This is a genomic window from Haloactinomyces albus, from assembly GCF_031458135.1.
In the GTDB taxonomy this organism is placed as follows: domain Bacteria; phylum Actinomycetota; class Actinomycetes; order Mycobacteriales; family Pseudonocardiaceae; genus Haloactinomyces; species Haloactinomyces albus.
On sequence record NZ_JAVDXW010000001.1, the window covers coordinates 4,055,102 to 4,079,254 of the forward strand.

A 24,153-nucleotide genomic window follows, 5' to 3' on the forward strand; every position below is an offset into this window, starting at 1 on the left:
TTGCCGGGTAATCCCCTACTGAAGGGGAATAGGGGTTGCTCGGGCGACGCTCGATGGACAAACTCGTTGTCGCAGTGACCAGGGTGTGCCCGGTGCCTAAACTCGTCAGTAGAGGGACTCATGGCTGAGTATTGCGGTAGTTCGGAATCTGAATACTTGAGCTTTCCGGACGAAAGTATGGAAACCTCCGAGCCGCTTGCTGTGGTGGGTGTGGGGTGTCGTTTTCCTGGTGGTGCTGTGGGGGTTGAGGGTTTTTGGGATTTGTTGGTGGGGGGGCGGTCCGGTGTGTGTGAGGTGCCGCCGGGTCGGTGGGATGTGGATGCGTTTTTTGATGCGGATCCGGATGTTCCGGGGCGGACGTATTCTCGGCATGGTGGTTTTATTGAGGGGGTTGGTGAGTTTGATGCGGGTTTGTTTGGGATTCCTCCGCGGGAGGCGGTGAGTATTGATCCGCAGCAGCGGTTGATGTTGGAGGTGGCGTGGGAGGCGTTGGAGCATGCGGGGGTGGCTCCGGATGCTGTGCGTGGTTCGCGTATGGGGGTGTTTGTGGGGGTGGGGGGGAGTGATTATGAGCGTTTGAATCTGTCGGCCGGTGGTGTTGCCGGGGTGGATGGGTATGCGGCTACTGGTAGTGCGGTGAATTTCGTGGCGAATCGTGTGTCGTATGCGTTGGGGTTGGAGGGTCCGAGCCTGGCGGTGGATACGGCGTGTTCGTCGTCGTTGGTGGCGTTGCATGTGGCTGCTGGTGCGTTGCGTGCGGGGGATTGCGACAGCGCGTTGGTGGGTGGGGTGAATCTGTTGTTGTCGCCGGGGACGACGGTGGCGTTGTCTCAGGGGCGCATGTTGTCTTCGGATGGTCGGTGCAGGACTTTTGATGCCGACGCGGACGGGTATGTGCGTGGTGAGGGCTGTGGTGTCGTGGTGGTGCGTCGGTTGTCGGACGCGCTGGCCGAGGGGCAGCAGATCCTCGGTGTCGTGCGCGGCACCGCCACCAACCAAGACGGACGAAGCAATGGCCTCACGGCGCCTCGTGGCGGTGCTCAGCAGGAGGTGGTGCGTCGGGCGTTGGCGGTTGGTGGTGTGTTGCCGTCCGAGGTGGGTTTTGTGGAGGCTCATGGTACGGGTACGTCGTTGGGGGATCCGATTGAGGTGCGGGCGTTGGCTCGGGTGTTGGGGCAGGGTCGTGCTGGTGGGGATCGGGTGCGGTTGGGGTCGGTGAAGACCAATATTGGTCATTTGGAGGCGGCGGCCGGTATTGCTGGTTTGATTAAGGCGTTGTTGGTGGCCGAGCGTGGGGTGGTTCCGCCGCATTTGAATGTGAATCGGCTCAATCCTTTGGTGGACTGGGATGGGTTGCCGGTTTCGGTGGTGCGGGAATTGTCCGCGTGGCAGCAGGATCGGCGGATCGCGGGTGTGTCCTCGTTTGGTTTTGGTGGTACGAATGCGCATGCGGTGATCGAGGGTCCGGCTGCGTATCAGGATTGTTCCGGTGGGGCCGGTGGTGTGTCGGCATCCGGTCGGGGTCCTGTGGTGGTGAAGGTGTCGGCGGCCTCGGCGGCATCGTTGCGGGAGTCGGCCCGGCAGCTTGCGGATTTCGTGGTCGCTGATGCGGAGGGGGATCTGCGGTCGGTGGCTTGGGCTGCGGGTGTGGGGCGTGCGGATTTGGCCGAGCGTGCCGCTGTGGTCGCCGGTGATCGTGGTGAGTTGGTGGGTGGGTTGCGGGCGGTTGCTGCCGGTGGCGAGGTCGCCGCGGGGGTGGTGCGGGGGCGGCGTTCTGCTGGTGGCAGTCCTCGGGTCGGGTTTGTTATTCCCGGTCAGGGCGCACCGTTGGCGGGTGTGTTGCAGGGGCTGTATGGCCATGACGCCACGATCACCCGTGTGGTGGACGAGGTGGCCACTGTGGTCGGTCCGGTCACCCGGCTTCCGCTGGCTGCGCTGCTGGATGATGGTGAAGACTCCGTCCGGGCGCTGCACGACACGGCTGTGGCTCAACCCGCGCTGTATGCCGCCGCGGTGGCGCTGGGGACGTGGTGGCAGGCCCAGGGAATCGAGCCGGAAGCCGTGGTCGGGCACAGCGTGGGTGCCTACGCCGCCGCCGCACTCACCGGCATCTTCACCACAACCACCGGCGCCCACCTCATCATGCGCCGCGCCGAGTTGATGACGACGTTGCCCTCCACCGGTGCCATGGCAGCAGTCATGTGTCCTGCCGAAGACCTGGACCACTACAGGGCGATCAGCGACGGTGAGGTATCCATCGCCGCTTACAACGGTCCCCGGGAGACCGTGCTCTCCGGCCCCCGGGACTCGGTCGGGGAGATCACCGACGATCTGGCCGGACGTGGCGTGCGAGTGGCGCCCCTCCGGGTGTCGCGCGCTTTCCACTCCGCGGAGATGGACCCCATTCTCGCCCAGCTCGCCGATGCCTTCGACGACGCCGAGCTGCACGAACCGCGGCCCGGATTCCTCTCGGACACGACCGGTACCGCTGCCGGAGATGAGGTTACGACCGCGGAGTACTGGGTCCGTCACACGCGAGAACCCGTGCGCTTCGCCGAGGCTCTGAGCACAATGCTCGCCCGCCGGGTCCGCGTCGTCGTGGAGCTCGGGATGGGCAGCATGCTGCGACACGTGGCTTCCGCCGCCCAGGGGGCCTCCGTTGCTTGCCTGCCTTCCGTGGTCGCAGGCGAGGGCGCGCACCGGCGCTTGTGGGAGGCCTTTGCCCGAGTCTGGTCCGAGGGCGTCGACGTCGACTGGAACCGGATCAACGGTCCCCGGCCGCCTCGTCTCCCTAAGCTGCCCACGTACCGTTTCCAGCGAGAAACGTACTGGTTGCCGGGTGCGCGCCCGACCGAACCACCGGCCGGACATCCCGATGCGAACGCTTCGGAGGTCGAGCCCCGGTGGGAGCCCGCCACCACGACGATTCCTGCGCCGCGCCTTGCCGGCGCGGACGCTGCTGCTGACCGCGCCGACGAGCTCATGGATTGGCTGCGGCGGGAGCTCGTCGGGGTCCTCGACTCCGCGGACTTGGCCGACCTCGATCCGGACACCGGGTTGTTCGACTTGGGCCTGACGTCGGCGATGGTGGTCGACCTGCGAGCCAGGCTGGAGAGGGAGCTCGGTCGCCAACTGCCCACCACCGTCGTCTTCGATCACCCGACCATCCGGAAGCTGGCCGAACACTTGGCCGGGGGCGATGTCGCTGCTCCTGCGCCCAGGACGCGGCAACGACGTCCGGATGGGGACGAGCCCATCGCCATCGTGGGTATGAGCTGCCGCTTCCCGGGCGGTGCCAACAGTCCCGATCTGTTCTGGACCCTGCTCCAGGAGGGGCGCGACGCCACATCCGCAGTGCCTCAGGAGCGATGGGACGTCGACGCTTTCTACGACGAAGACCCCTCCACTCCCGGCAAGGCCCATACCTTCCGCGGTGGTTTCCTCAACGTCCCCATCGACGAGTTCGACGCCGAGGCGTTCGGCATCTCGCCGCGCGAGGCCCGCGGCATGGACCCGCAGCAGCGCCTGCTCCTCGAAGTCGCCTGGGAAGCCCTGGAGGACGCCGGTTGTACGGCTACTGATCTGGATGGCTCGGCGACCAGTGTCTACATCGGCATCAACACCGCGGACTATCTCCAGCTGATGTCGTCAGCAGGAACCAAGGGCATTGATCCCTATCTGGCTACCGGCAACACCCCGAGCGTCGCCGCCGGGCGCCTCTCGTACTTCCTCGGGACGCAAGGACCGAGCCTGGCCGTCGACACGGCGTGCTCGTCCTCCCTGGTTGCCGTGCACCTGGCCGCGCGGAGCCTGCGCTCGGGCGAAAGCGACCGCGCAGTCGTCGGCGGGGTGAATCTCATGCTCGCGCCGAACACCACGGTGAGCCTGGCCAAGCTCGGAGCCCTCTCCCCGGACGGTCGCTGCAAGACCTTCGACGCGTCCGCAGACGGTTACGGCCGGGGAGAGGGCTGCGGCGCCGTCGTGCTGAAGCGGTTGTCGGACGCCCTGTCCGATGGCGACAGGGTGTGGGCGGTGCTGCGCGGATCCGCCGTCAATCAGGACGGTCGCAGCGCCGGTCTGACGGTGCCCAACGGGCAGGCGCAGCAAGCCGTCATCCGCGAGGCACTCCGGGATGGTGGTGCCGAAGCCGATGACGTGGGCTACGTCGAGACGCACGGCACGGGAACGCCCCTCGGCGACCCGATGGAGCTCGACGCGCTCGTGGGGGTCCTGCGCCCCGAGAACGCGGCCACGCCGCTGCCGGTGGGGTCGGTGAAGACGAACATCGGGCACCTGGAGGCCGCAGCCGGGATCTCCAGCCTGATCAAGGTCGCCCTCTCGCTGCACCACGGCCAGATCCCGCAGCACCTGCACTTCAACACCCCCAACTCGCTGGTGCCGTGGGACGACGCCCCCGTGTCGGTGCCCACCGACCTGACGGACTGGACGCGAACGGACGCACCTCGGATGGCGGGGGTGAGTTCGTTCGGATTCAGCGGCACGAACTCTCATGTGATCTTGGAAGAGGCCCCGCCCCGTCCCGACGACGATGCCGGGGATGCGGAAACCGCGCCTCAGGAGGACAGCACCAGAGCACCACAGTTGCTGCTGCTGTCGGCTCGCACCGACGACGCCCTCAACGCCACCGTTGACCAATACATCGGCTTCCTCAATGACGCCGCATCCCAACCGGCAGCCACGGCCTGGCACGACATCGTGCGCACGGCTGCTCTGCACCGGACCCACTTTCCCACGCGCATCGCGCTGACGGCCAAGTCACCGGAGGAAGCCGCCGGGATCCTGGAAGCGCATGCCGCCGGTGAGTCCCCCCGTGCGGTTCGCGTCGGGCACGCGGTGGAAGCGCAGAGCCGACGGATCGTCTTCGCCTTCAGTGGTCAGGGCAGCCATTGGTCCGGCATGGGCCGAAGTCTGCTCACCGAACCCGTCGCCGCCGGTGTGCTGCGCCGATGCGACCGACTCATCCGGGATCTGGCCGGTTGGTCCGTGCTGGACGAGATGTGTGCCGATGCGAACCACCTCGACGACACCGCCGTCGCCCAGCCGGCGCTCTTCGCCATTCAAGTGGCGCTCACCGAGTTGTGGCGCTCCTGGGGAGTCGAACCCGACGCCGTCGTCGGGCACAGCGTCGGAGAAGTCGCTGCGGCCTATGCGGCCGGCGTCTTCAGCCTCGAGACCGCGCTCGAAGTCGTGGTGCGCCGCGGTCAGGTTATGGCACCGACGCGCGGCGAAGGGGCCATGGTGGCCGTCGGCGCGTCCACCGAGGTCGTCGACGAGCTCATCGCCCCTTACCGCGACCGCCTGTCGGTGGCGTCGGTGAACAGCCCGACCAGCTGTGTTCTCGCAGGAGAACCGGAAGCTTTGGCCGAGCTCGAACCGGTGGTCCGCAACCGCCGCATCTCGTGGGTCTCGATCCAGTCCGAGTACGCGTTCCACACCCCGCGGATGGCTCCCGCTCGTGACGAACTGGACCGGTCGCTGCGGCACATCGTCGTGGCCGAACCACGGCGGCCGTTCTTCTCGACCGTCACGGGGAACGATGTGGGGCAGGCGGTTCTCGACACCGACTACTGGTGCGAGAACATGCTCCGACCCGTGCGGTTCATGGAGGCCGTGCGGGCGTCCACCGCGGCGGACAAGCACAACATTGTCGTGGAGATCGGCCCGCACTCGGTACTGCGCAGTGCTGTCGTCCAGTCCTTGGACGGTCGTGCGAGCCAAGTGACGAGCGTGGGCTCCATGCGCAGGGGCGCAGATGGTCGAGCCACGATGCTGGACGCGGCGGGGGCGCTGCACGTGCTCGGGCACGAGCTGGCCTGCGAGCGGATTGCACCCGCCGACGGCAGGCACACCAGCCTGCCGACCTACCCGTGGCAGCGCGGCCGGTATTGGCTGCCCGAACGCCCGGTGTCCACCGAGGGCGAGGCCGTAGTGCCCCGCGAGGGGGAGGACGACGAAGCCCTGACCGGTAACTGCTACGACATCGAGTGGCACGACTCCGACGCACCGACTGTCCCCGTCCGGGACGACGGTGCGGACCACGCCGGTCTGTGGTTGTTGGTCATGGACAAGGGCGGCGTTGCCACGCGCGTTGCGGAGCGTCTGAGGACCCTGGGCCACGCATGCGAGTTGCTGGACCCCTCGCAGTTGATGTCCGATGCCAAGGAGCGGATCCGTGAGCTCACCGCCGGGTCCGAGGTCCGGGGGCTGCTCCACTGCGCGACCCTCGACGCGGACACGAATGATGCGGTGGATCTCGAACTGGACGCGGCGCTGGAGACCTCCTGTGCTCCGGTGTTGCTGGCTCCGCACGTCCTCGGAACCACGGGCACGAACGCCGAGCCCCGCCTGTGGGTGGTCACGCGAGGCGCGACCGCCGTCGACGATTCGCCCGTCGCGCCTCCCCAGGCTCCGGCCTGGGGGCTCGCCCGCGTCGTCGGCCTGGAACACCCCGAGATCTGGGGTGGCCTGGTCGACCTCGACCCGGCACAGCACGACCCGGCGACGGACGCGGCAGTGATCGTGTCGGAGGTCCTGGTAGCAGACGACGAGGAACAGGTCGCCTACCGCGACGGTGCTCGGCGGGTGGCCCGGCTCTGCCGAACGCAGGCTCCCGACAGCGTCGACCCGGACATCGGTGCCGACGGCTCGTACCTGATCACGGGAGGACGCGGTGCGCTCGGGCTCAGGGTCGCGGAGTGGCTCGCCGATCAAGGTGCCTGCCACCTGGTGCTCACCGGCCGCAGGCCGCTCTCCGACGCGCCGGACGATCCGGCCGCGGTCGCCGTCCAAGCGCTCAGAGAACGAGGAGTCACGGTGCACACGCCTGCTGTGGACGTGGCGGACGAAGCTGCGATGCAGCGAGTTCTCGGCGATCCGGACGCTCCCTGGCCCACGATTCGTGGCGTCGTGCACGCTGCCGGTCTGTTTGAGGCGTGCGCGGTCGCCGACATGTCCATGGATCGCTTGCGGGCCGTCCTGCGCGCCAAGGTCGAGGGAACGATCGTGCTCGACCGGCTGTTCGCGGAAGTCGAACTCGACTTCTTCGTGATGTTCTCGTCCGCTGCCTCGGTCTGGGGCTCGGCACTCGGTGGTCATTACGTGGCCGCGAACTACTTCCAGGACCTGATGGCGCACGACCGCGTGCGCCGCGGCCTGCCGGGGCTGGCCGTCAACTGGGGCTGGTGGGCCGGCAGCGACATGGTTCCGCCGGACCACGTCGCTTACTTCGAGTCGATGGGGCTGTCCGTCCTGCCGGATGAGGTCGGCTTCCGCGCGCTGGAGCGCCTGCTTGGCTCAGGGCGCACGCAGATGACCGTGGCGCCGGTCGAGTGGGGCAGGTTCCGGCCCGTCCTGGAGGCCAAGCGCCGCCGCCCGCTGCTCGACCTGGTCGCCACCGATGGATCCGCGGAGGCGGGGTCGACGGCTGACCTGGAACTGCTCGGGCGGCTCACCGATGCGATGCCGGGAACTCGTCGCCGCCTGCTGGAGGAACGGCTTCAGCGCGAGGTCGCCGCGGTGCTCGGACGAGACAGCGGGGAGCTGGACAGGGAGTTCGGCTTCTTCGAGGCCGGCATGGACTCCATCACCAGCGTCGAGCTCAAGACCCGTCTCGAAAGGGCGCTGGGGATTCAGCTCGCCGCGACGGTCGCGTTCGAGCATCCATCGATCGCCGCCTTGGCCGACCACATGCTCGCCGAGATGTTTCCGCCGCATGTCGATGCCGAGCACCGTGATCTGGATCAGGAGACGCCCGATTCCGCAGCGACTGCGGATTCCGCCCCGGGTGTTGATGAGCTTTCGGAGGAGGAGTTGCTGCAACTTCTCGACGAGGAATTGAGAGGGAAATAATCATGACTGCTCACTCGGAGCGAGTTCAGAGCACGGAAACGAATGAGAGCGACCGCGCCGAGGTCCTGCGCCGTGCCTTGGTCGAGCTGAAAACTGCACGAGAAGAGGCCGCCGAGGCGAAGAAGAAGCTCTCCGAGCCGCTTGCTGTGGTGGGTGTGGGGTGTCGTTTTCCTGGTGGTGCTGTGGGGGTTGAGGGTTTTTGGGATTTGTTGGTGGGGGGGCGGTCCGGTGTGTGTGAGGTGCCGCCGGGTCGGTGGGATGTGGATGCGTTTTTTGATGCGGATCCGGATGTTCCGGGGCGGACGTATTCTCGGCATGGTGGTTTTATTGAGGGGGTTGGTGAGTTTGATGCGGGTTTGTTTGGGATTCCTCCGCGGGAGGCGGTGAGTATTGATCCGCAGCAGCGGTTGATGTTGGAGGTGGCGTGGGAGGCGTTGGAGCATGCGGGGGTGGCTCCGGATGCTGTGCGTGGTTCGCGTATGGGGGTGTTTGTGGGGGTGGGGGGGAGTGATTATGAGCGTTTGAATCTGTCGGCCGGTGGTGTTGCCGGGGTGGATGGGTATGCGGCTACTGGTAGTGCGGTGAATTTCGTGGCGAATCGTGTGTCGTATGCGTTGGGGTTGGAGGGTCCGAGCCTGGCGGTGGATACGGCGTGTTCGTCGTCGTTGGTGGCGTTGCATGTGGCTGCTGGTGCGTTGCGTGCGGGGGATTGCGACAGCGCGTTGGTGGGTGGGGTGAATCTGTTGTTGTCGCCGGGGACGACGGTGGCGTTGTCTCAGGGGCGCATGTTGTCTTCGGATGGTCGGTGCAGGACTTTTGATGCCGACGCGGACGGGTATGTGCGTGGTGAGGGCTGTGGTGTCGTGGTGGTGCGTCGGTTGTCGGACGCGCTGGCCGAGGGGCAGCAGATCCTCGGTGTCGTGCGCGGCACCGCCACCAACCAAGACGGTAAGAGTTCGGGGCTCACCGTTCCGCAGGGGTTTGCTCAGCAGGAGGTGGTGCGTCGGGCGTTGGCGGTTGGTGGTGTGTTGCCGTCCGAGGTGGGTTTTGTGGAGGCTCATGGTACGGGTACGTCGTTGGGGGATCCGATTGAGGTGCGGGCGTTGGCTCGGGTGTTGGGGCAGGGTCGTGCTGGTGGGGATCGGGTGCGGTTGGGGTCGGTGAAGACCAATATTGGTCATTTGGAGGCGGCGGCCGGTATTGCTGGTTTGATTAAGGCGTTGTTGGTGGCCGAGCGTGGGGTGGTTCCGCCGCATTTGAATGTGAATCGGCTCAATCCTTTGGTGGACTGGGATGGGTTGCCGGTTTCGGTGGTGCGGGAATTGTCCGCGTGGCAGCAGGATCGGCGGATCGCGGGTGTGTCCTCGTTTGGTTTTGGTGGTACGAATGCGCATGCGGTGATCGAGGGTCCGGCTGCGTATCAGGATTGTTCCGGTGGGGCCGGTGGTGTGTCGGCATCCGGTCGGGGTCCTGTGGTGGTGAAGGTGTCGGCGGCCTCGGCGGCATCGTTGCGGGAGTCGGCCCGGCAGCTTGCGGATTTCGTGGTCGCTGATGCGGAGGGGGATCTGCGGTCGGTGGCTTGGGCTGCGGGTGTGGGGCGTGCGGATTTGGCCGAGCGTGCCGCTGTGGTCGCCGGTGATCGTGGTGAGTTGGTGGGTGGGTTGCGGGCGGTTGCTGCCGGTGGCGAGGTCGCCGCGGGGGTGGTGCGGGGGCGGCGTTCTGCTGGTGGCAGTCCTCGGGTCGGGTTTGTTATTCCCGGTCAGGGCGCACCGTTGGCGGGTGTGTTGCAGGGGCTGTATGGCCATGACGCCACGATCACCCGTGTGGTGGACGAGGTGGCCACTGTGGTCGGTCCGGTCACCCGGCTTCCGCTGGCTGCGCTGCTGGATGATGGTGAAGACTCCGTCCGGGCGCTGCACGACACGGCTGTGGCTCAACCCGCGCTGTATGCCGCCGCGGTGGCGCTGGGGACGTGGTGGCAGGCCCAGGGAATCGAGCCGGAAGCCGTGGTCGGGCACAGCGTGGGTGCCTACGCCGCCGCCGCACTCACCGGCATCTTCACCACAACCACCGGCGCCCACCTCATCATGCGCCACCGATGAGCAGCAGTTCGCTGCCGTCCTGTCCGACGCGCAGCTCAACCGCGCCGAAACCGACCTGCTCACCGGCCACGGAGCGGCAGAAGCGGCTCTGGCGAGTGCCGATTTCTGGACCCGCCATGCCCAGCATCCCGCGCCCGCGGAGGCTGCTCTCGACGAGGCAGCCGGTGTGGACACCGACCTCTGGATCGAGCTTGGTACGGCGGATCACCTTCCGCTGCTCAAAAACCGCGGCGGAGAAGATGCCCCACCTCTCGTGGCCTCGCTGCCTGCGGACTGCGATAACGCGGCGGGCTTGTCGTCGGCACTTGCCCAGGTGTGGGCACACGGTGCCGACATCGACTGGACCCTCGTGAATGGCTCGCGCCCCGCGCGTCCTCCCAAGTTGCCCACATACCGCTTCGACCGCCGCTACTACTGGCGTGAGGAACCTGCGCGCAGTGCGGACGCTCCTCGCACTCGAGGAGTCGCGCTACAGCCGATGGTCCTCTCGGCGGCGACCGGCGAAACGCTCGCGGAGACCGAGCTCTCCCTCGCCGCCCTGCCCTTTCTCGGGGAACACCGGGTCCACGGGCACCTCGTCGTGCCCGGGGTGGTCTTCCTCGAACTCATCCTGCGTACCGCGGAATCGGCGTTCCACGCGCCCGCGCACGTGGAGGACCTGGTCCTCGCCCGCCCCTTGGTGCTCGGAGACCGGGACACCGCGGTCGTCCAAGTGGTGGTCTCCCGCCCCGAGGACGGTCGGGCAAAGGTCAGGGTGTTCACCAAGGACGCCGGAGACGACTGGCAGCAGCACCTGAGCGCTGTTGTTGCCACAGCAGTGGAAACGGACGAGTTCGAGGAGCTCGTGGACCCGGAGACCATCGCCAGGGCCCAGAACCGCATCGACGAATACATCGACGACGAGGAATTCTACGAGAAGGCGTGGCACCCGGACTTCCACCTCGGTCCGAGCTTCCGGCTGATTCGCGATCCCAGCAGGGGAAAGCAGGTCGGCGCGGGCACCTTGGTGCTCCCCGCGGATGACGCTTCCGGCATCACCTCCGGTGTCCGTCCCGAGCTGCTGGTGCTCGACGCCTGTATCCAGCTCGTGACCGCTGCCGCCCATTCCGGCGTCGAGCAAGGCTGGGAAGACCGACCGGTTCGCCTCGGCACCGGCTACGAGAGCATGGTGCTGCACAGGCCCATCACCGGGGACCGTATGGAGTGCACCGCCGCGTTGCGGGAGACCGGTGAAGGGCACCTGATCGGCGACCTCGTGCTCGTGGCTGCCGACGGCATGCCCATCGCCGAGATCGCCGGGGTTTCCTTCCGGCCCGTCTCACCGGAGATACTGCGCCGTGCCGTCGATGAACAAGCCACGGCGGAGGCGCAGGTTGCCCACCGGGCGACACCACCGGTGGTTGACCTGGCAGCACTGCGCGCCGCGGAAGGTGCCGAACGCGGGGAAACGGTGCTCGACCACCTGATTTCCCTGTTCGCGGACATCCTCGGGATGCGGCAGGAGGAACTCGACATCGACACAGGGATCGTCGAGCTCGCTGACTCGCTGATGATGGCCGAGCTCAAGGCGCGGGTCGAGCGAGACCTGGCGGTCACCCTCCCGATGGAGATGCTCTTCGACGGTAGCGGGCTCAAGAGCATCGCCCGCTGGGTCTCCTCCGAGATCGCGGATGTCGTCCCCACTGTCTCGGCCGAACCCGAGCCGGTGTCCGCGGTGACCGCGGATGCGGCAGCAAGCACGGCCTCCCCTGCCGCAGCGCCGGCGAGCTCGCTCGCCGTTCCCACGAGGCTGCGTTGGATGAGCGTGGAGGAAATGACGGCGGAAGCCGAGCTGGATACGGACATCACCGCGGACCGCGAGCCCGACGCCGCGGCTCCGGAAACCACGCTCCTGACCGGCGGAACCGGGTTCGTCGGCGCGTTCTTACTCGCCGAACTCCTGCGCCGGCGCAATGGGAACGTCATCTGCGTGGTCCGCGCCGAGGACGAGGAACACGCCCTGCGACGCGTTGTAAGCAACCTCGAGGCGTACGGTCTCGACGTCGGCTCCGAAACGTCGCGCATCGTACCCGTGATCGGCGACTTGGCGGAGCCCTTGTTCGGGCTTGACGAGGAATCTTTCGCGGCCTTGCACGACAGAGTGGGTGACATCGTCCACTGCGGTGGTGTGGTCAAGTGGACCTACCCCTACAAGGGATTGGAACCCGCCAACGTTTCAGGCACCCGCGAGGTGCTGCGCTTGGCGACCACGGGAGCACCGCGGCCGGTCCACTTCATCTCCACCGTCGGCGTGTTCTCCTCCGAGGAGTTCACTGCGGACGTGGTGGCGGAGGAGCAGCCGCTGCACACCAGCGGGCCGCTCGTCGTCGGATACGCGCAATCGAAGTGGGTCGCAGAGAAGATGGTGCGCACCGCGCACTCCCGCGGCGTTCCCATGACGATCCACCGGATCAACACCGGTGGGCACAGCGTCTCCGGCGCGTTCAACGAGCTGGACCACTTGAACATGATCCTGAAGGGGTGCATCGAAGCGGGCATCGCACCCGACGACGGGCCGATGCCGGTGCAGCCGGCTCCGATCGATTACGTGGCCGCTGCGGTCGTCGAGGCGTCCTGCCGGCCCGAGCTCGACGGTTCGACCCTGCACCTGGTGAATGACACGGCCATGGAGTGGCCGGAACTGTTCGACGCGGTGGAGAAGTTCGGCTACCCGCTGCAGCGGCTGAGCTTCGCCGAGTGGAAGGAACGAGTGACCAGCCGTAGCTCGGGGACGATGGCGCTGCTCGGCCTCGCCCCGTTCCTGAACGACACGGTCGACCACGTCCGCCTTCCCTTCTCCGACGCGGAAGCAACTCGCGCTGCCCTCGCGAATACGGGTCTCAGCTGCCCGCCCCTGAACGATGATCTGATCCACACTTATTTGCGCCAGTACGTGGCCACCGGATTCGTGGAAGCGCCTGCCAGGTAACGCACCATCCCCGCTCAAGGAGTGTGCTGATGACGACAATCACGATCGATCTCACCGATCCGGAATACCGGTTGAACCCGTGGCCGATCTACGAACGCCTCCGCGAAGAGGCGCCGGTCATGTATGCGAAAGGCCAAGCGTATGACGGCAGTGATTTCTACGTTCTGAGCCGGTACGAGGACGTCACCGCATGCCTTCGGGACAAGAAGAATTATTCGTCGCAGATCACCGGGCAGAACTATCTGAATCTCCCGTTGCTCGTGAACCGCGACGCGCCCGAACACACGCGGCTGCGCCACATGACCAACCGGGCTTTCAACGCCCGCCTGGTGCGGACACTGGGAACCTGGGTCGAGGAGCTGGTCGACTCTCTCATGGATCGGGTCCTCGCGGGCGACTCGACGGAGTTCGTCGAGGCGTTCACGACCGAGCTCCCGCTTCGGGTCGTCGGCGGTATGCTCGGGATCCCGCTGGACCGGAAGGCGGACCTGCGCCGGTGGTCCGGTGCGGTCATGAACATGTTCGCCGTGGCCGCGGGTATGGACCCGGACGAGGCACCCGGCTTCTTCGAGGACCTCGTCGAATTCGGCAACTACATGGGGACGCTCGCCGCCGAGCGCAAGGGCAAACCCAACAAGGGGGACGTCCTGGGCTCGCTCGTCGCCGAGCACGAGGAGGGCATGCTCGACCGCGACGAACTGGCCACGATGGCCTTCTCCTACGTTGCAGCGGGGCACGAGACCACGATGAACCTGCTCGGCGGCGGTATGCACATGCTGCTGTCGGATCCTGGTCTTGCCGCGCGGCTCCGCGCCGAACCGCATCTCACGGCTAGCTTCATCGACGAGTACCTGCGGATGTACAGCCCGACCCAGTGGTTGCTGCGCCGCACCTGCGGCGAGACCGAGCTGCACGGAGTGCACATTCCACAGGGGGCCTTGCTGCACGTGTTGCTCGGGTCGGCGAACCGGGACCCGCGTAAGTACCCGAACCCCGATGTGTTCGACCTCGACAGGGAGAACCAAGGCGACCACATGGCTTTCGGCGCAGGCAGGCACTTCTGCCCGGGAGCTGCGCTCTCCCGGTTGCTCGCCGAACACGCCTTCAATGCTTACTACAAGCATCTCGATCGGTTCTCGTTGGATCCGGACGACCCGCCGCAGTTGCGCTCTCGGCAGGGCTCGTACGGATTAGCCCGAATGAAACTTCTGATCTCGCAGTAGCGAAAACCGGAAACGGCCGGTCGTTTCGCCTCGGCCAACCGATATTAGGAAAGATCCGATGACCGTCATTACACCGGAGTCGACTCTGATCGATCGGCTCACCGCATACGGCGAGAACCAAGCAACGGCGACCGCTTACACCTTCCTCGACGAGAACGGCGAGGAAGCATCCACACTCACGTACGCCGAGCTTTCGGCGCGGACAGACAGCATCGCCGCCGCACTCCGCCGCCGTGTTGGGCGCGGTGAGCGTGCGCTGCTGCTGCTTCCGGATGGCATCGACTTCATGCCCACATATCTGGGCTGCCTGCGTGCGGGCGTTATCGCAGTCCCCGCGTATCCGCCTCTGCCGATGCAGGCGCAGCAGCGCATGCTGACCCTGCGTGCGATTTCCGCGGATTCCGAGCCCACCGTCGTCGTTACCAGCGGTCCTCAGGAACTGGTCGACACGATACGAGATGCGGTCCCCGAGCTGGCGGGTGTCTGGTGGGTGACGGCGGATGAACTTGTTCGGACACCGCCCGAACAAGCGCCCGCAGAGCGACCCGCCCCGGACGACATCGCCTTCCTGCAGTACACCTCGGGGTCCACATCGGAGCCCAAGGGCGTCGTTGTTACTCACCGTGCGCTGATGCACAATGAAGAGCTGATCAGAGTCACCTTTGGTCACGACGAGCAGAATCGTACGCTCGCCGGTTGGTTGCCCCTCTTTCACGACATGGGGCTCATCGGCAACTCACTGCAGCCGCTGTGGCTCGGCGGACATGGCATCTCCATGTCGCCGCTCTCGTTCATAAAGCGTCCCGTTCGTTGGCTCCAGGCGGTCACCAACTACCGAGCGAACACGAGTGGCGCGCCCAACTTCGCGTACGAGATGTGTCTTCGCAGAATCAGTGATGAGGAGTGTGCCGGACTCGACCTCAGTGCGTGGAAAGTTGCCTTCAGCGGCGCCGAGCCAGTGCGTGCAGCGACCCTCGACCGCTTCACTGAGCGCTTTGCCGAATACGGATTCCACAGCAAGTCGCTGTTTCCGGTGTACGGGCTTGCTGAAGCGACCCTGCTGGTCACAGCGAGCGCGGTCGGCGCGGAACCGGTACGGCTGACCGTGGATCCCGAGGAACTCCAGCTTGGCCGGGCCGTACCGCTGGCGGGCGGGTGGCCGCTGGTATCGAGCGGCACCGCCTGGAAAGACCGCAGTGTGGTCGTTGTCGACCCGGAGACGCGCGAGCAGGCCGCCGACTCGACCGTCGGTGAGATTTGGATCGGCGGTCCCGATTTGCCCGCCGGGTATTGGCGTAAACCCGAGGCCAGTGCGAAGACATTCGAAGGGCGCATTCTCGGCGGTGATGGCCGAACGTATCTTCGCTCAGGTGATCTCGGGTTCATCCGTGATGATGAGGTATATATCACCGGTCGCCACAAGGATCTTATTATTGTCGGTGGCCGTAACCACTACCCGCACGACATCGAGTGTACTGTTGAGAATGCCCACCCGGCCGCCCGGAAGGGTTGCTCGGCAGCCTTCTCGGTCGACATGAGTGACGAGGAGACCGTGGTCGTCGTGGCGGAGATTCGTGCGAATTTCGAACTCACCGATGAACTGATTGGTGATTTCTCACGAATATCTTCTTTGGCAATTTCCCAACATCACGGTATCAACGTGCACGAGGTCGTTCCGGTCGGCCCCGACAGCGTCCCCAAAACATCCAGCGGGAAGCTACAGCGTCATGCAGCCAGGCGTGCCTACTTGGCCGGAGAGTACAGCATTGTTCATGAAGGAGTCCATGTATGAGTATTTCTTCCACTTACACTGCAAGTCAGGTAGAAGATTGGATGATCGACCGCCTCGCGGCGATGTTGGATATAGATCCGGAAACGATATCCCGAGACACGGTGTTTAGTGAACTGGGGATATCCTCGATACAGGCGATCGAGTTGGCCACTGAAATCGAGGATAGCGTTGGCCGTGAGATCACGCCGACGCTCGTATACGAATACCCGACGATCGGCGAAGCTGTAAGTTACGTTATCGCGGCTTCGAGGGGATGAATCCGTTCGTGCGCTGACCGTGTCCGAGGATGATCGGCCAACAGTAGCAGGCTGATGTGGGAGTAGGAGACTTCAATGGCGACAACAAGCAGGGCTTCGACCTTGTTGAGCCGGTTGCGGGAGCATGTGGAGCGACGGCCGACAGCCACCGCGTACACCTTCCTCGACGACGATGTCGAAGTACAGCGGACCATGACTTTCGCCGACCTCGGCGCTGCAGTCCAGACAGTGGCAGCAAACCTCCTCGCACGCCTTCGCCCGGGAGATCGTGCCCTTTTGCTGCTGCCTGAAGGGCTTGACTTCGTACCGATCTTCCTTGGATGCCTGCAAGCGGGAGTGATCGCCGTTCCCGCTTATCCCCCTTCGCCGGTACAGTCACGGCTTCGTGTGGAAACCTTGCGCGCAATCGTGAAGGATTGCCAACCCGACGCAGTGGTCGCCTCGGCGCCCGAGGACGTGATAGCCGAGATAAAGGACGTAGTGCCGGAAATGGCCGGTGTCTGGTGGGCCTCGTCGGACACGCTGACGACAACGCCGGTTGATGACCCGATCGAAGAATTGCCCGATCCGGAGCGGATCGCATTCTTGCAATACACCTCCGGGTCAACATCGATGCCCAAGGGAGTCGTTGTGCCGCACGCCGCCTTGGTGCACAACGAGGAACTCATCCGGAAATCCATGGAGCACGACGAGGACCTGACCACTGTCGGATGGTTGCCCCTGTTTCACGACATGGGGTTGATCGGAATTGTGCTAAATCCGATCTGGCTCGGCGGGCAGGGCGTTTTGATGGCGCCCCGATCGTTCATCAAACGGCCTGCTCGTTGGCTGTGGGCGATTTCCCGCTACGGCGGTACGACCAGCGGAGCACCGAACTTCGCGTTCGACATGTGCACTCGCCGGATCCGTGACAGCGAAATCGAAGGACTCGACCTCAGCAGTTTGCGGGTCGCCTTTAACGGGGCAGAGCCGGTGCGCGCGCAAACATTGCACGCGTTCGGCCGGCGCTTTGCGCCCTACGGGCTCGATACAGGTGCCCTCTATGCCTGCTACGGGCTCGCCGAAGCCACTCTCCTGGTGACCGGGACTCGTGTTGGCACCAAGCCGCAGGAGATCATCGTCGATACTGATGCACTCCAGCACGGCAAGGTGGTTTTGTCCCAGACCGGGAGAACATTGGTCAGTAGCGGGTTCCCCCGCATCGACCGTGAAGTGCTCATCGTCGATCCGGACACCCATGAACCGCTCGATTCCGACCACGTCGGCGAAATCTGGATCGGTGGCCCGGGATTGCCGACGGGTTACTGGGGAAACCCTGGTGCGAGCAACCGGACGTTCGCTGCCGAACCAACCACCGGTGGCACGGGGCCGTGCATGCGTTCCGGTGACCTCGGGTTCCTCCACCGCGGCGAATTGTATGTCACGGGCCGAATCAAGGACGTGATCATCCTCGGCGGCAAGAACCACTATCCGCAAGATATCGAGGACACTGCCGAGGAAGCACACGCGTCGATCCGCACTGGCTGTGTTGCGTCCTTTTCGGTCGTCGACGACGACGCAGAAAGAGTGGTTGTCGTGGTTGGGGCAGGCGGCGCCGCCCTGGGATCGAGCGAAGCGGGAACTCGTAAGCGTGGCAACATCGTGAAGGCCGTACGTGCCGCGGTTGCCACGGATCATGGGATCACCGTTGACGACGTCGTGATCACCGGGCCGAACGCGGTCCCCAAGACGTCAAGCGGAAAAGTCCAGCGCGGTAGATGCCGGGCCGCTTACCTCGCCGGAGAATTCGCGCACACCGAAAAAAGGCAGAAGGAATCGCCATGAGCGCGTCAGGATTGGAGTGGCCACGGGGTTGTCCGACGCCGGGAATCCCTGACCATCGGGCAAGCTAATACGAACTCGAACCGGCTCGCGGTGAGACGTGCATCTATAAACCCAGGTTAGCAAGGAGAAATGACCATGGCCATCAGCTCTGCCCAGGGATCGTGCATCGCAAGCCTAGGACACTACTTGCCATCGACCGTCCTGACAACCGAGGAGGCGACCGCGAAGCTCGGTGTCGATGCGGAATGGGTTGTGGCAAGGTGTGGAATTCAACAACGGCGACTTGCCGACAAGGACGAGTACGTCGTGGACATGGCGACTGCGGCTGCTCGGGAAGCGCTGACCAAGATGGCAACCTATCCAGGTCGGGCGGACACCCCTTCCCATGTCGATACCGTCATAGTGGCGACGTCGACTGCCGAGTCCGGAATGCCGAGTGTGGCAGCACAGGTTGCCGGACGCCTCGGACTGCGACATCCGGCTGCGTTCGATGTGAACGCAGCCTGCGCAGGTTTTTGCTACGCCCTGGCTGCCGCGGACGCCATCATACGAGCGGGCAGCGGTCGCGGGGTGCTCGTCATCGGCGCCGACAAGTCCAGCAGCTGGCTGGACTGGGAGGACCGCGACACCGCCATTCTCTTCGGAGATGGAGCCGGAGCAGCAGTCGTTGTGCCACATGATCAACGCGCGATTGGCCCTGTACTGTGGGGAAGCATCGGGGAGCAGGCCGATCTCATCAGGATCGACCCCACCGAGCGGGTGATTCGGCAGGACGGTCGATCCGTGTACCGATGGGCCACAAGCCTGGGGGAGACCATCAGGGAGATGTGCCGGCGTAGCGACGTGGCCCCCGAGGATCTCGCGGCCTTCGTCCCGCACCAGGCCAATTTGCGGATCATCAATACATTGGCAAAGCACCTTGATGATGTCACCACTGCGACGGATGTTGTTGATGTCGGTAACACGATCGCGGCGACCGTTCCGATTGCGCTATCCCGAATGGTGGAACGCGAAGAAGTCGAGGATGGTGATAGCGTGCTGTTGTTCGGGTTCGGTGCAGGGCTCGCCTATGCCGGGCAGATTGTTACGCTGCAGACCGCGCCGGCTGCGACGGCTCATGAAGCCGCGATGGCAACAGCAGAACGACCAGGATGACGTCTTCGGCCGACCGTGCTGACCGAACACCGTCCTGATCGACGTTACCGCTGAGCGGGCCACCTCGGCGCTCGGTGCGGACATCCACACCCTGACCGGGCAGGTCGACGACCTGGCACGGCGCACCCGCAGTCGTACGCGGATGTTTTTCTCCCGCAGCAGTAAGAAGGCCGACGCGCTGGACCCGTCAGGGTAAGCAGGTCAGCTACTGCATGGCCACCAGCGGTGGGGTCGGAATCGACAGCATGCCCCCGAACAGGCTCGTGGGGTTCGCGAGGCTGAGCAGCGTGCCTCGGCCGAGATCGTCGGAGTAGCCGATGTGGACTTCCTCGGCCATCCGGACGGGATCGTCGGGTACGGGATCGCTTCGCGGCGCGAACTCACGCGCGCGGTGCGCAGGCACCGGCCCGAGACCGTGATCACGACCGACTTCCGCGAGACTTACGGGCCGGGCGCGCTGAACCAGGCTGATCACATCGCCGTGGGGTGGGCCACCATCGACGCGGTCCGTGACGCTGCCAACCGGTGGATCTTTCCCGAGCTGGACGACGAGGGGCTGGTGCCCTGGCACGGCGTCCGAGAAGTCCGGGCCGCCGGACACGGATGGCCGATGATGCTGGAGCAGTAGTATTTCGACGTTTGAAGTACCTCGGTATGCTGCTGGTATGTCGACCTGGCGGAATTCGCTGCAGCGGCGAGCCTGGCGGCCGTACATCGAGGCGAGCCTGCTGTTGGAGACCCGGCTCGATGAGGACTTGCGGGCGGCTGCCGGGTTGAGCTTGATGGACTACCACGTGTTGCTGATGCTCTCGGAGAGCCCGGCGCACCGGTTGCGGATGGGTGAGCTGGCAGCGCGCATGGTGTTCTCCCCGAGCCGGCTGACCTACCAGGTCAAGGTGCTGGAGCGGCGCGGCTGGGTGCTGCGGCAGCCCTCGCGCGAGGACAGGCGGGTCAATTATGCGGTGTTGACCGCGACCGGTCTCGAAGCGCTGCGCGAGGCCGATGACCACCACATCGAGACGGTGCAGCGGCTGGTCACCGACGATCTCGACGAACACGAGCTGCAGGTGCTCGCGAACGTGTTCACCCGTCTGCGGTGCCGCCTGCACGACGCACGCGGGCAGGAGGCCGACGCACGCGGGCAGGAGGCCGAGGAACCCGCATCCGGCACCGACTGACGGGCCGGGAGAGCAAGGCAGGAGCCACTGATGAGTAACGTCGAGGACTATCCCGCTGAGCAGACGGTGTGTTCGGCCGGCGTGGCTGTCGCGACCGAGCCCGACATCGAGCTGTTGTACCCGCGTGAGGTACCGCTGGGCGGGCCGCGGGCGATGCGGGTGCGGCGTGCGCTGCCGAACCGCGACCGGCGGATGGTGGGGGCGTGGTGCTTCGCCGACTCCTATGGTCCGAGCGACATCACCGGGCAGGCGGGAATGCAGGTGCCGCCGCATCCGCATACCGGCCTGCAGACGGTGACCTGGCTGGCCGAGGGCGAGGTCTGGCACCAGGACAGTGTTGGTAGCCGTCGGCTCGTGCGCCCCGGTGAGCTTCCGCTGATGACCGCCGGACACGGTATCGCGCATTCGGAGCAGTCTCCGCCGGACCATTCCGCGAGCCTGTACGGCGCGCAGCTGTGGGTGGCCCTGCCTGAAGAGTCCCGGCAGGTGGCACCGGCATTCGAGTTCCATTCCGCGTTGCCGCGGCACGAGTCGCGGCAGGGCAGCATCACGGTCCTCGCCGGAGAGGTCGACGGCGCGATCTCGCCGGCCACGACCTACTCGCCGCTGGTGGGGGCCGGGCTCGCCGTCCCCGCGGGCGGGCAGCCGACTGTGCCGCTCGAGCCGGAGTTCGAGCACGCGATCCTGGCCCTGTCGCCGGGGCTGAGCGCCGAGAACGTCTCCATCCCGGTGGGGGCGATGCTGTATCTCGGTCGTGGCCGCGATGAGGTCCGGCTGTCCGCTGAGGTAGCAGGCCAGGCGCTGGTGCTGGGTGGACAGCCGTTCGCCGAGGACCTGGTGATGTGGTGGAACTTCATCGGCCGCAGCCACGATGACATCGTCGCCGCACGTTCGGCCTGGGAACGCGAGCACGACACCGACACGCCCCACCGCCGGTTCGGCCCCGTGGACGGCTACGACGGGCCCGCCCTGGCCGCGCCGACGCTGCCCAACGCCCGGCTGAAAGCACGCGGGCGTTACCACCCCCACCACTGATCCGGAGCTCCCGCATGGCACGCGTCACCGCGTCCAGCCGGCGGGAATAGTGCCCACCTCGCCGCCGTTCCCCATTTAGTTAAAATCTGAAGGACCGAGGAGGTCGGCATGCAGTTCGGGGTTTTCACCGTCGGTGACGTCACCCCTGACCCGACGACGGGGCGGACGCCCACCGAGGGCGAGCGCATCCAGGCGATAATGCGGATCGCGCTCAAGACCGAGGAGGTGGGGCTGGACGTGTTCGCCACCGGCGAGCACCACAACCCGCCGTTCGTGCCGTCGTCGCCGACGACGATGCTCGGCTACGTCGCCGCCCGCACGCAGCGACTGATCCTGTCCACGGCCACGACGCTGATCACCACCAATGACCCGGTCAAGATCGCCGAGGACTTCGCGATGCTGCAGCACCTGGCCGACGGCCGGGTGGATCTCATGATGGGCCGGGGCAACCAGGGGCCGGTGTATCCGTGGTTCGGCCAGGACATCCGCCAGGGCATTCCGCTGGCCATCGAGAACTACCACCTGCTGCACCGGCTCTGGCGCGAGGACGTCGTCGACTGGCAGGGCAACTTCCGCACCCCGCTGCAAGGGTTCACCTCCACTCCGCGCCCGCTCGACGATGTGCCGCCGTTCGTCTGGCACGGTTCCATCCGCAGTCCCGAAATCGCCGAGCAGGCGGCCTACTACGGCGACGGGTTCTTCCACAACCACATCTTCTGGCCGAAAGAGCACACCCAGCGCATGGTCGAGCTCTATCGCAGCCGGTTCGAGCACTACGGCCACGGCTCGGCCGACCAGGCGATCGTCGGGCTGGGCGGGCAAGTGTTCATGCGCCGCAATTCCCAGGACGCGTGGAACGAGTTCCGCCCGTACTTCAACGACGCCCCGGTCTACGGCGGCGGCCCGACGCTGGAGCAATTCACCGAGCAGACCCCGCTGACGGTCGGCTCGCCGCAGCAGGTCATCGACCGCACCCTGACCTTCCGCGACTACGTCGGCGACTACCAGCGCCAGCTGTTCCTGCTCGACCACGCCGGCCTGCCGCTCAAGACCGTGCTGGAACAGCTCGACATGCTCGGCGAGGAAGTCGTACCCGTGCTGCGCAAGGAACTCGACGCGCGCAAACCCGCCCACGTTCCCGACGCCCCCACGCACGAGTCCCTGGTCCGGGCACAGCAGGAGAGCACAGAAGGGAGCGCGGCATGACCCGTATCCTCGCGATCTCCGCGGGCCTGTCGCAGCCGTCGTCCACCCGGTTGCTGGCCGACCGGCTGGCCACGGCCACCCGCAGCGAGCTGGACGACGAGCCCACGGTCGAGGTGGTCGAACTCCGCGACTACGCCCACGACATCACCGACAACCTGCTCACCGGCTTCGCCAACCAGCACCTGCGGGGCGTGCTCGACCAGCTCGAGGCCGCCGACGGGCTCATTCTGGTGAGCCCGACGTTCACCGCCTCCTACAGCGGCCTGTTCAAGTCCTTCATGGACATCGTCGACCCGGATTCGGTGCAGGACAAGCCGGTGCTGCTCGGCGCGACCGGCGGTACCGAGCGGCATTCGCTGGTGCTCGAGCACGCACTGCGTCCACTGCTGGCCTACCTACGCGCTCGGACCGTCCCCACCGCCGTCTACGCCGCCAGCGCCGACTGGGGCAACGACACCGACCTCCGCCAGCGCATCACCCGCGCCGCGAGCGAACTCGCCGCAACCGTGCGAGACCACCCGAAACGCGAGAAGACGGACCCGTTCACCGAGCCGGTACCGTTCGAGCAGCTCCTCCACGGGACCACGGCGCGCTAAGGGAAGCCATCTCCGACGAATCCACCGCTGTCGCGGTGCGGCCGTGGCCGTGGTCGCGTTCCGCGGGCACGGACTCTCATGCGCTTTCGCGGTGCCTCGCCGAGGGCGGTGCTGAACCGTCCCATCGCCGGGTCACCGGTTCGGGCGCCTCGTCGCCACCGACGTCGACGGCGTGCTCGGGGCGTTTCGCACGCGGGGTATCGGGACCGCTTTCCTCGCTGCGCAGCACGGCCAGACCGGCCACCAGCAGGACACCGAACAGTATCGGCAGATGTGAGGCCACGCGGGCCGTACTCACGTTGCCCAGCACCAGGTCGAAGCCGGACAGTCCGAACAGCACGCACGCGAAGCTGAACAGGAGCGGCAGGTGTGCGGCGGCGTGCTGTGCGCGCAGCGCGACCCATCCCAGTGCCACCGCGATCGCTGCGTTCCACGCCCCCGTCTCGTGGCTGATGTGCGGCATCGTTCCGCCGGGGGCGGGGTTCGCGTGCACGCTCACTCCCGTCCCCGTGACCTGCAGCAAGGCCACCAGCAGCTGCACCGCTGCCACCAACGCCAGCATTCCGCGCAACATCAGGCGCAGCCGCCGTCCCGCCCGCCCACGCAGGCGGTCGAGCAGCCGCGGCTGCCAGGCGGGCAGGACCGAGGCGGTCACGTCCGGCCCCGGCTCCACGGGCAGCAGTCGTGCCGACCGGGTGATGGCGGCCATCGCCTCGTAGTGCTGTCTGCAGTCGGCGCAGCCGCCGAGGTGTGCTTCGGCTGCGAGCCGCTCCTCCTCACTCGCCTCTCCGTCGAGCTCGGCGGAGAGGGTCTCGGTCGTTTCCACGCAGTCCACACGGTTCCGGTCGTACACAGCAGCCTGCGAGTTCCTTTCCCGTCCTGAAAGTCCTGCGAGACATGGGTGTCCTGCTGGCGGATGTCGACTGCGAGGGCATCGGACGTGTCGGG

General features: G+C 66.0%; 14 protein-coding genes. 13 read left to right on the top strand and 1 reads right to left on the bottom strand.

Annotated features, from left to right (window positions below):
• Window positions 1–177: 177 nt before the first annotated feature.
• From JOF55_RS19195 to JOF55_RS19255, 13 genes are all read left to right on the top strand, one after another.
• Window positions 178–7,869 carry a type I polyketide synthase gene (locus tag JOF55_RS19195; RefSeq protein ID WP_310276152.1) on the top strand — a complete coding sequence of 2,564 codons (7,692 nt, stop codon included), beginning with the start codon at window positions 178–180 and terminating at the stop codon, window positions 7,867–7,869.
• Between the two features lie 2 nt (window positions 7,870–7,871).
• Entirely contained in the window at window positions 7,872–9,971 is a 2,100-nt protein-coding gene (locus JOF55_RS19200; RefSeq protein ID WP_310276154.1) for a type I polyketide synthase, read from the top strand.
• Window positions 9,895–12,939 carry a thioester reductase domain-containing protein gene (locus JOF55_RS19205; RefSeq protein WP_310276156.1) on the top strand — a complete coding sequence of 1,015 codons (3,045 nt, stop codon included), beginning with the start codon at window positions 9,895–9,897 and terminating at the stop codon, window positions 12,937–12,939. Before JOF55_RS19200 ends, JOF55_RS19205 begins: the two co-directional genes overlap by 77 nt.
• Window positions 12,940–12,968: 29 nt before the next feature.
• Window positions 12,969–14,162: a cytochrome P450 gene (locus JOF55_RS19210; protein WP_310276158.1), complete on the top strand. Its 1,194-nt coding sequence runs from the start codon at window positions 12,969–12,971 to the stop codon at window positions 14,160–14,162.
• 58 nt (window positions 14,163–14,220) lie between these two features.
• On the top strand, window positions 14,221–15,954 hold the full coding sequence (locus JOF55_RS19215) for a fatty acyl-AMP ligase (protein ID WP_310276160.1): 1,734 nt from the start codon (window positions 14,221–14,223) through the stop codon (window positions 15,952–15,954).
• A complete protein-coding gene (locus JOF55_RS19220; RefSeq protein ID WP_310276162.1) occupies window positions 15,951–16,211 on the top strand; it encodes an acyl carrier protein in 261 nt (86 codons plus the stop codon). Before JOF55_RS19215 ends, JOF55_RS19220 begins: the two co-directional genes overlap by 4 nt.
• A gap of 75 nt (window positions 16,212–16,286) precedes the next feature.
• Window positions 16,287–18,035, top strand: coding sequence for a fatty acyl-AMP ligase (locus JOF55_RS19225; protein ID WP_310276164.1), 1,749 nt, complete (start codon window positions 16,287–16,289; stop codon window positions 18,033–18,035).
• Window positions 18,036–18,170: 135 nt separating this feature from the next.
• A complete protein-coding gene (locus JOF55_RS19230) occupies window positions 18,171–19,190 on the top strand; it encodes a beta-ketoacyl-ACP synthase 3 (protein WP_310276165.1) in 1,020 nt (339 codons plus the stop codon).
• A 208-nt stretch (window positions 19,191–19,398) separates the two neighbouring features.
• Window positions 19,399–19,818, top strand: a complete 420-nt coding sequence (locus tag JOF55_RS19235; RefSeq protein WP_310278460.1) for a PIG-L deacetylase family protein — start codon at window positions 19,399–19,401, stop codon at window positions 19,816–19,818.
• Between the two features lie 37 nt (window positions 19,819–19,855).
• The gene (locus JOF55_RS19240) at window positions 19,856–20,368 is read left to right on the top strand and encodes a MarR family winged helix-turn-helix transcriptional regulator (RefSeq protein WP_310276168.1); all 513 of its coding nucleotides are present in this window, start codon (window positions 19,856–19,858) and stop codon (window positions 20,366–20,368) included.
• Window positions 20,369–20,398: 30 nt separating this feature from the next.
• The gene (locus JOF55_RS19245) at window positions 20,399–21,403 is read left to right on the top strand and encodes a pirin family protein (RefSeq protein ID WP_310276171.1); all 1,005 of its coding nucleotides are present in this window, start codon (window positions 20,399–20,401) and stop codon (window positions 21,401–21,403) included.
• Window positions 21,404–21,511: 108 nt separating this feature from the next.
• A complete protein-coding gene (locus tag JOF55_RS19250) occupies window positions 21,512–22,609 on the top strand; it encodes an LLM class flavin-dependent oxidoreductase (RefSeq protein WP_310276174.1) in 1,098 nt (365 codons plus the stop codon).
• A complete protein-coding gene (locus JOF55_RS19255) occupies window positions 22,606–23,205 on the top strand; it encodes an FMN reductase (RefSeq protein ID WP_310276177.1) in 600 nt (199 codons plus the stop codon). Before JOF55_RS19250 ends, JOF55_RS19255 begins: the two co-directional genes overlap by 4 nt.
• Window positions 23,206–23,281: 76 nt before the next feature.
• Here the strand turns inward: JOF55_RS19255 and JOF55_RS19260 are convergent, their stop codons facing one another.
• Window positions 23,282–24,058 carry a zf-HC2 domain-containing protein gene (locus JOF55_RS19260; protein WP_310276180.1) on the bottom strand — a complete coding sequence of 259 codons (777 nt, stop codon included), beginning with the start codon at window positions 24,056–24,058 and terminating at the stop codon, window positions 23,282–23,284.
• Window positions 24,059–24,153 lie beyond the last annotated feature (95 nt).